Origin of the sequence: Bradyrhizobium acaciae, from assembly GCF_020889785.1 — a bacterium.
GTDB lineage: Bacteria > Pseudomonadota > Alphaproteobacteria > Rhizobiales > Xanthobacteraceae > Bradyrhizobium > Bradyrhizobium acaciae.
On sequence record NZ_JACMYK010000220.1, the window covers coordinates 1 to 7,989 of the forward strand.

Sequence of the window (7,989 nt, forward strand, 5' to 3'; positions counted from 1 at the left end):
GTGCCGATCGCACCCATGGGCCCCGAGCAAAAGGGTAGAAAGCTCGGGGGTAGGACCACAGGTGTAACCGGAGCAATCCGGCTTTCCCTGCGCGATGGGCTACGGCTTACTTCGTGCTCTCCCCGGCGAGACTGGGCTTTGTTGTCACCGCCGTTGCAAGACGCTTGGCGTCTTGCAGCAGGACACCTACCACTAGGGCGTCAGGACCACACGACTTCACCGTCCGCTTCATGCGCACTCGTCAGTTGCGCAATCCGCGTCCACCGCATCTCGACCCGCGTTCGTGACGACCGCGAAGCGCCCCTCGTGTCGGATGAGACGGCAGCATTAAACATCTGAGTTGGGTTCGGCGTCAAGTTAAAATTCTGAAAAGCCGAACGAATGGATTGCCGGTCCGTTGGAGGGGGAGAGCGCAGCAAACCCATCATTGGCGCCGCGGAGAGGCATTGATGGGTTTCGCGTCGCTCTACCCGCGCATTGAAAGCCTCTGCCGGACTGAGCGTCCGGCAGACGCTTTCTCGCCGTTACCTCACTTCAGCGCGGCCTGGCCGGCGAGCGAGATCACGTTGTCCTGCGAGCCCGAGCCGCCGCTGACGCCGATGGCGCCGACGATCTTGCCGTCGACGATCAGGAGATTGCCGCCGCGCGAGGCGATCACGTCGTCGAGGGTCGTGAGATAGTTGAAGTAGGCTCCCTTGCCGATCAGGTTTTCGAAGGTCAGCGTCGGCCGGCGATAGCGCGTCGTGGTGCGCGCCTTGTGCTGCGAGACGCCGATCGAGGCGTATTGGCAATTGTCCTGCTTCTCGAAATAGACGAGTTCGCCGGCCGGATTGACGATCGCGATGCAGAACGCATTCCAGTTTCGCTTCTGGGTCTCGGCGACCGCAGCGGCCGCAACCTTCTTGGCGGTTTCGAGATTGATCGGTTCGCCATAGGGCGGCGGGGCCAGGGCATCGGGGACGACGTCGTTGGGATTGTCGGGATTGGAGGGCACCTGGGCAAACGCGCCGGTGGCCGTGACGAACGCGATGCAGGCCGCGCCGATGAGCGCAGAGAGATAACGCATGGAGTGCTCCCGAATGGTTGTTGCTGCAAACCCCGGATCGATCGCCCGGGCGGCCGGAACGATAGCAACTGATCCATGGCGCACAAGGCGGGATCGGATTGGGTGCACCGCGATATTCGCTTGGCTACAATGAAAACCGCGTGACGCGCGGGAATATCGGGGTCGCGCAATGCAGCGATGGACGCTACAGTCCGCGCGCATCAGAAAGGATATCCGAATGGATCTGGGTTTGAAGGGACGAAACGCCATCGTGCTCGGCGGCACGCGCGGCATCGGGCGGGCGATTGCGGCGACGTTGGCCGGCGAAGGCGCAGGCGTCGCGGTCTGCGCCCGCAATGCCGAGCAGGTAGCAGCCAGCGTTGGCGAATTGAAAGCCAGCGGCGTGCGCGTCACCGGCGCGGCCGTCGATATCACCGACGCCGCGGCGCTGAAATCGTGGATCGCCGGTGCCGCGGCTGAACTCGGCAGCATCGACATGATGTTCTCCAATGCAGGCGCCATGGCGCAAGGCGGCGATCCCGCATCATGGGAACAGAACTTCCGGCTCGACGTGCTCGGCGCGGTGAATGCCTTCGAGGCGGCCCGTCCGTTCCTCGAGGCGAGCGGCGAAAAGACCGGCGATGCTGCCTTCATCATCATCTCGTCGATCTCGGCAGCGCAAGCGGATCGCGCCGGCTCCTACGGCCCGATCAAGGCGGCACTGGTGCACATGGCAAAGGGGCTGGCGCGGCAATACGCGGCGAAGAAGATCCGCGTCAACGTGGTGTCGCCGGGCACGGTGTATTTCAAGGGCGGCATCTGGAACACGGTCGAGCAGAACACGCCCAAGATTTATCAGGACGCGCTGGCCCGCAACCCGACCGGCCGCATGGCGACGCCGCAGGAGATCGCCAGCGCCGCAGTATTCCTGGCAAGCCCGATCTCCTCGTTCACGACAGGTTCGAACCTCGTCGTCGACGGCGCGATCTCGAACCGGGTGAATTTCTAGCGGAAAAATCACGGAAGCGTAGGGCGGATTAGCCGAAGGCGTAATCCGCCATTTCCCACCGGGATCATTGCCGTTCGCCAAAATCGCCGCTCATCGCGACGTCACCACCCCAGTCGTTCGGGAACAATCCTGCGCGGACGTCGCGATGAAACGAAGAGTGCGGCCAATCGCATACCCGTACGACATGCCGGTGCTTCAGTGGATTGATGTAGCAATACTCGATATGACGCGCATAATCGGTCTCGTCGCGGATCAGGTGTTCCCAGAACCGACGTTGCCAGATTCCGCGTTCGTTGCGGGCGATACGAACGTCGTTGAGCTTTTCATATCTTGGAAGGGCTCTTGCGAAACGGTTCTTGATTAGTCGCCAGCGAGTCGAAAAATCGGTGTCGCCGGGCGGCAAGGTCCAGACTGCGTGCAGGTGATCGGGCAGGATGACGAATGCGTCGATCGCAAACGAATAGTCCCGACGTGTCGCCGCCACTGCGCTGCGCAATTCCGCGATGTGATCCACGAGCAAGGTTTGTCGTCGGTCGAGCAGATTGACCGTGAAGAACCAACAGCCACCGGGGATGAAGGCGCGACGATAATTCGGCATGAACTTTCACGTTGAATGAGCGGCGGATTACGCCTCCGGCTAATCCGCCCTACGATTCTGTCGTCATCGCGCGACGACTAATGAAAATCCCGTGACGGCGGCAGGATGCGGACGTTGCGGGGGTGGCGGATCTTTTGCGGCGGGTTGTCGCCGTGATCGCGGCTGATGTCGTTGAGCGGCTCGATCAATGCGGGACCTGCCGGCACCGGAAGCTTACGGCCAGGGGATTCGTTGGCGAGGCCGATCAGATCGCAGGAGCGATCGGTCATGCGCTGCGCCACCAGATGCGTCACGCCTTCGGGGCTGCTCTGGATATAGCCCTCGACCAGGATCAGGCGCGCACCCATCACCTCCTTGCGGTACTGCTCCATCACCTTCGGCCATACCACGATGTTGGCGATGCCGGTCTCGTCCTCCAGCGTCATGAACACGACGCCCTTGGCGCTGCCCGGCCGCTGCCGCACCAGCACCACACCGGCGCAAGCGACGCGACGGCGATCGTTGCTGCGGTTGATGCTGTGGCAGGCGACGACGCGCTCCCTGGCGAACATCTCGCGCAAGAACTCCATCGGATGGCCCTTCAGCGACAGGCGGATGGTCTGATAGTCGGCGACCACCTGCTCGGGCCGCGGCATCTCCGGCAGCGGTTTTGCACCCTCATCCGGCTGCTCGCGCGCGGTGGCGGCCTCGAACAACGGCAGCGGCACGTCGTCCGGCAGCCGCCGCACCGCCCATAGCGCCTCGCGCCGGTCGAGCCCGAGCGAGCGGAATGCATCGGCATCGGCAAGCAGGATCAGCGCGCGCTTGGGCAGGCCAGTATCGCGCGCGAATTCCTCGAGCGAGGTGAACGGCCGGCGGTTGCGCGCGGCGACGATGCGGTCGGCCCAGTCGCGCTCCGTTCTGTTCGAAGCCGCGCGGGAGGTAGGCGGGTTCCCTCCCCCCTTGCGGGGTCCGAGGCGAGCGAAGCTCGCTCTCGAGGTTAGGGAGAGGGGTAAGCCGCACGGGCGGTGGTCGTGGCTTACCCCTCTCTCCAAGTCTCCCCCGCAAGGGGGGAGAGAGCCCATCCGTTCGTACCTCCCTGACTCACAAACATCTACGCTTTGCGCGCCCACGACGCGCAACTGCGCATCGGAGAATGACGACTGGAGAGCTTTCAGCCGCTCCTCATCCTCGTCCAGCCAGTGAAAGCCGTCGATCTGGCGGAAGCCCAGCCGCACTGCGCAGTGATCGCCGACCTTCTCCTCCAGCGTGTTCTGCGCGAAGCTGAAGGAGACATCGACCTCGCGCACCGTGACGCCGTTCTTGCGGGCGTCGCCGACGATCTGCGCCGGCGCATAAAAGCCCATCGGCTGCGAGTTGAGCAGGCCGCAGCAGAACGCATCGGGATGATGGTGCTTCAGCCATGAGGAGATGTAGACGAGCTGGGCGAAACTCGCGGCGTGGCTTTCCGGGAAGCCGTAGGAGCCAAAGCCCTTGATCTGGTCGAAGCAGCTGCGGGCGAAGTCCGGATCGTAGCCGCGCGCCACCATGTTGCCGACCAGCTTCTCCTCGTAGGTGCCGATGGTGCCGACGTTGCGGAAGGTCGCCATCGAGCGGCGCAGGCCGTTGGCTTCTTCCGACGTGAAATGGGCCGCCTCGATCGCGATCCGCATCGCCTGCTCCTGGAACAGCGGCACGCCGAGCGTCTTGTGCAGGACATTGTAGAGCTCGTCCTTGTCTCCCTTGTCAGGCGCCGGCGACGGATAGCTGACCTTTTCCTGGCCGTTCCGCCGCCGTAAATACGGATGCACCATGTCGCCCTGGATCGGACCTGGACGCACGATCGCGACCTCGATGACGAGGTCATAGAACCTCCGCGGCCTCAAGCGCGGCAGCATGTTCATCTGCGCCCGGCTCTCGACCTGGAACACGCCGAGCGACTCCCCGCGGCACAGCATGTCGTAGACTTCTTCTTCGTCCTGCGGGACGGAGGCGAGCTCCCAGCGCTTGCCCTTATGGTCATCGATGAGATCAAAACATTTACGGATGCAGGTCAGCATGCCCAGCGCCAGCACGTCGACCTTCATCATGTGCAGCGCGTCGACGTCGTCCTTGTCCCACTCGATGAAGGTGCGGTCGTCCATCGCGGCGTTGCCGATCGGCACATAGGTGTCGAGCCGGTCCTGGGTCAGCACATAGCCGCCGACATGTTGCGAGAGATGGCGCGGAAACTCGATCAGCTCGGTGGCGAGCTCGACCGCGAGGTTGATCACCGCGTTTTTCGGGTCGAGCCCGGCCTGCCGCACCTGCATGTCGTTGAGGCCCTTGCCCCAGCTGCCCCACACGGTATCGGCGAGCGCCGCGGTGACGTCCTCGGTCAGCCCGAGCGCCTTGCCGACGTCGCGGATCGCGCTGCGCGGACGATAATGGATGACGGTGGCGATAATCGCGGCACGGTGACGGCCGTAGCGGCGATAGACATATTGCATCACCTCCTCGCGCCGCGAATGCTCGAAATCGACGTCGATGTCGGGCGGCTCCAGCCGCTCCTTGGAGATGAAGCGCTCGAACAACAGATCGACCTTGGTCGGGTCGACCGAGGTGACGCCGAGCACATAGCAGACCGCCGAATTCGCCGCCGAGCCGCGCCCCTGGCACAGGATGTTCTGGCTGCGCGCATAGTGCACGATGTCATGCACGGTGAGGAAGTAATGCGCGTATTTCAGCTCGGCGATCAGCGCGAGCTCCTTGTTCAGGGTGGCGCGGAGCTTGTCGTCGATCTTGCCGCCGAAATATTTGTCGACGCCGGCCCAGGTCAAATCCTCCAGATGCTGCTGCGCGGTCTTGCCGGGCGGCACCGGCTCGTCGGGATACTGGTATTTGAGCTGGTCGAGCGAGAACGAGATGCGTTCGGCAAAGCGCATGGTTTCCGAGATCGCATCCGGCAGGTCGCGGAACAGCCTGATCATTTCGTGCGCCGGCTTGAGATGCCGTTCGGCATTGGCCTCGAGCCTGCGGCCGACGGCCTCGATCGTGGTCTTTTCGCGGATGCAGGTCAGCACGTCCTGCAACGGGCGGCGTGCGGGATGGTGATAGAGCACCTCGTTGGTGGCAAGCAGCGGCACGCCGGCATCAGCCGCGAGACCATGCAGCCGCGCGAGACGGCGCTTGTCGTCGCCGCGATAGAGCAGGCTTGCCGCGAGCCAGACGCCATCGGCAGCGCTCGTCTTCAGCTGCGCGAGCACGTCGAGCGCGTCATCGGTCTCGTACCGATGCGGCAATGCCAGCACCAGCAGCTGGCCTTCGGCGAAATCGACCAGATCGGACAAAGTGAGCCGGCAGTCGCCCTTCTCGACCAGCTCGATGCCGGTCCCGCGTTTGCCGCGCGTGAGCAATTGACACAGCCGGCCATAGGCGGCGCGGTCGCGCGGATAGACCAGGATGTCCGGCGTGCCGTCGATGAAGACGATGCGGGCGCCGACCAGAAACTTTGGCGGATGGGCGACCTTCTCGCTGTCGAGCTCCTTCCAGGCCCGCACCACGCCGGCCAGCGTGTTGTGATCGGCGATCCCGATCACGGGGATCCCGAGCTCGCTCGCCTGATGCACATAGGCGCGCGGATCGGAGCCGCCGCGCAGGAAGGAGAAATTGCTGGTGATGCCGATCTCGGCATAGTCGGGCATCAGATTCTCGTTTTGACGCGTTTTCTTCACGCGAACCCGCCTCCACTTCGCTTGAAAACGCTCTGCTTCATGCGAACAGCCCGTGCACATACCAATTGGCGGGGACCGGCTTGCCTTCTTCGTCCCGCAACTCGCTCTCGTAGAGACCATCGCGAAAGATCCAGAAGCGCTGGCCTTCGGCGTCCTCGACGCGGAAGTAATCGCGCGTCAGGGACGCGCCGTCCTGCTTCCACCATTCCATCGCGATCCGCTCGGGGCCCTCGACCCGCACCACCGCGTGCAAGGCGCGCCGCCAGGTGAATTGATGCGGCGGACCGTCCGGCACGCTCGCGAACGGCACCTTGATCGGCTCGGGCCGCTCGAACAACCTGAGCGGCCGCAGCGGCGGCTCCCCCGTGACGCGCTCCGGCCAGGCCGCGGCGCTCGCGGCGGCCAGATGATGCTGCGCCGGCAGCGCCAGCGTTGCGCGCTCGGGGATGTGGCTCTCGAGCGGCAGATGCACGACGACGCGTTTGCCGCCGATGCGGGCGGCGATGCGGTCGATAAGTGCCGAGATCTCGTCATTGTCGTGCACGGTCGTATCGAGATCGCGCTGCTGCTGTACCACGATCTCGGTACGCCCTGCGGCGAGACGAATGAGATCGAAGCCGAAGCCGGGATCAAGCGGATCGTTGAGCGCATCGAGCCGCTCGCGGAACAGGCGGTCGATCATCTCCGGCCGCGTCACCGGACGCCCGGTCTCGACCATGATCGTGCGCACAGCGCCGTCGGTACGAAAGAAGCTCGCTTCCAGCTGCCGCGCGCCTTTGCCCTGTCTGTCCATCGCCGCGACCAGCATTTTGGCGAGGCTTGAGAGCGTCAGCGCGATCACGGTGTCGGTCGCGATGGGTTCCGGGAAACGCTTTTCGACGATGTAATCGGGCAGCGGCTTGCGCGGGCTGATCGGGGCATCGCCCCGCCCGAGCGCGTGGCCGAGCAAGGTCGTGAAGGCTGCGCCGAACCGCGCCGAGATCTCATGCGGGGCGCGCGCGGCGACATCGCCGATGGTCTTCAGGCCGGCGCGGCGCAGGCCGGTGGTGATCGTAGCATCGGCGCCGAGCGCCGACACCGGCAGCGGGCCGACTGCCTGCGCTTCCTCGCCATCGGCGACGATCTGCCCGGACGTGTAGCGCGTCAGCGTGCGTGCCGCGATCGAGGTGCCGGCAATGGCCGCACTGACGGCAAAGCCGCGCCGGCTCAGCGCATTGGTGACGATCTGCAACAGCGCGCGCTCGCCGCCGAACAGATGCGCGCAACCGGTGATGTCGAGGAACAATCCATAGGGCGGATCGAGCGCGACCAGCGGCGTGAAGCGGTCACACCAGTCGGCGATGTCGTTCAGCGTCTTCAGGTCGGCGGCGGGGTCGGCATCATAGACCGTGAGCTCAGGACAGATCGCGCGCGCATTGGCGAGCGGCAGCCCGATCGACAGCCCGGCCCGCACCGCGACCTCGTCGATGGAATGGAGCAGGATGGCGTTGTGGTCTTTTGCGACGACGACGCTGGGGAGAACGTTGCTTTTCGTAAGGGACGCATTGGCAGACGGGTTCCCTCCCCCCTTGCGGGGGAGGGTGAGGGAGAGGGGTAAGCCGCATACGCCGGCGTCCGTGGTACCCCTCTCTCCAACTCTCCCCCG

5 protein-coding genes are annotated in these 7,989 nt (G+C 64.5%); 1 reads left to right on the forward strand and 4 read right to left on the reverse strand.

Annotated features, from left to right (window positions below):
- Nucleotides 1-529 precede the first annotated feature (529 nt).
- Entirely contained in the window at nt 530-1,066 is a 537-nt protein-coding gene (locus H8A92_RS38535; protein ID WP_229200503.1) for a GlcG/HbpS family heme-binding protein, read from the reverse strand.
- Between the two features lie 217 nt (nt 1,067-1,283).
- On the opposite strand from H8A92_RS38535, the gene H8A92_RS38540 reads away from it, so the two are divergent.
- Nucleotides 1,284-2,054, forward strand: coding sequence for an SDR family NAD(P)-dependent oxidoreductase (locus H8A92_RS38540; RefSeq protein ID WP_229200504.1), 771 nt, complete (start codon nt 1,284-1,286; stop codon nt 2,052-2,054).
- A gap of 64 nt (nt 2,055-2,118) precedes the next feature.
- Here H8A92_RS38540 and H8A92_RS38545 read toward each other — a convergent pair whose 3' ends face one another.
- The 3 genes from H8A92_RS38545 to H8A92_RS38555 all read right to left on the reverse strand — a co-directional run.
- Nucleotides 2,119-2,652: an REP-associated tyrosine transposase gene (locus H8A92_RS38545; protein ID WP_229200505.1), complete on the reverse strand. Its 534-nt coding sequence runs from the start codon at nt 2,650-2,652 to the stop codon at nt 2,119-2,121.
- Nucleotides 2,653-2,729: 77 nt separating this feature from the next.
- Complete coding sequence (locus H8A92_RS38550) at nt 2,730-6,314, reverse strand: error-prone DNA polymerase (RefSeq protein WP_229200506.1); 3,585 nt, start codon at nt 6,312-6,314, stop codon at nt 2,730-2,732.
- Nucleotides 6,315-6,381: 67 nt separating this feature from the next.
- Nucleotides 6,382-7,989 (reverse strand): Y-family DNA polymerase (locus H8A92_RS38555; RefSeq protein ID WP_420831431.1); only part of this gene is annotated, 1,608 nt, incomplete at its 5' end.

Coding starts and splice junctions, on each gene's coding strand:
- H8A92_RS38535 (WP_229200503.1), bottom strand. CDS start 1,066: ATGCGTTATCTCTCTGCGCTCATCGGCGCGGCCTGCATCGCGTTCGTC.
- H8A92_RS38540 (WP_229200504.1), top strand. CDS start 1,284: ATGGATCTGGGTTTGAAGGGACGAAACGCCATCGTGCTCGGCGGCACG.
- H8A92_RS38545 (WP_229200505.1), bottom strand. CDS start 2,652: ATGCCGAATTATCGTCGCGCCTTCATCCCCGGTGGCTGTTGGTTCTTC.
- H8A92_RS38550 (WP_229200506.1), bottom strand. CDS start 6,314: ATGCCCGACTATGCCGAGATCGGCATCACCAGCAATTTCTCCTTCCTG.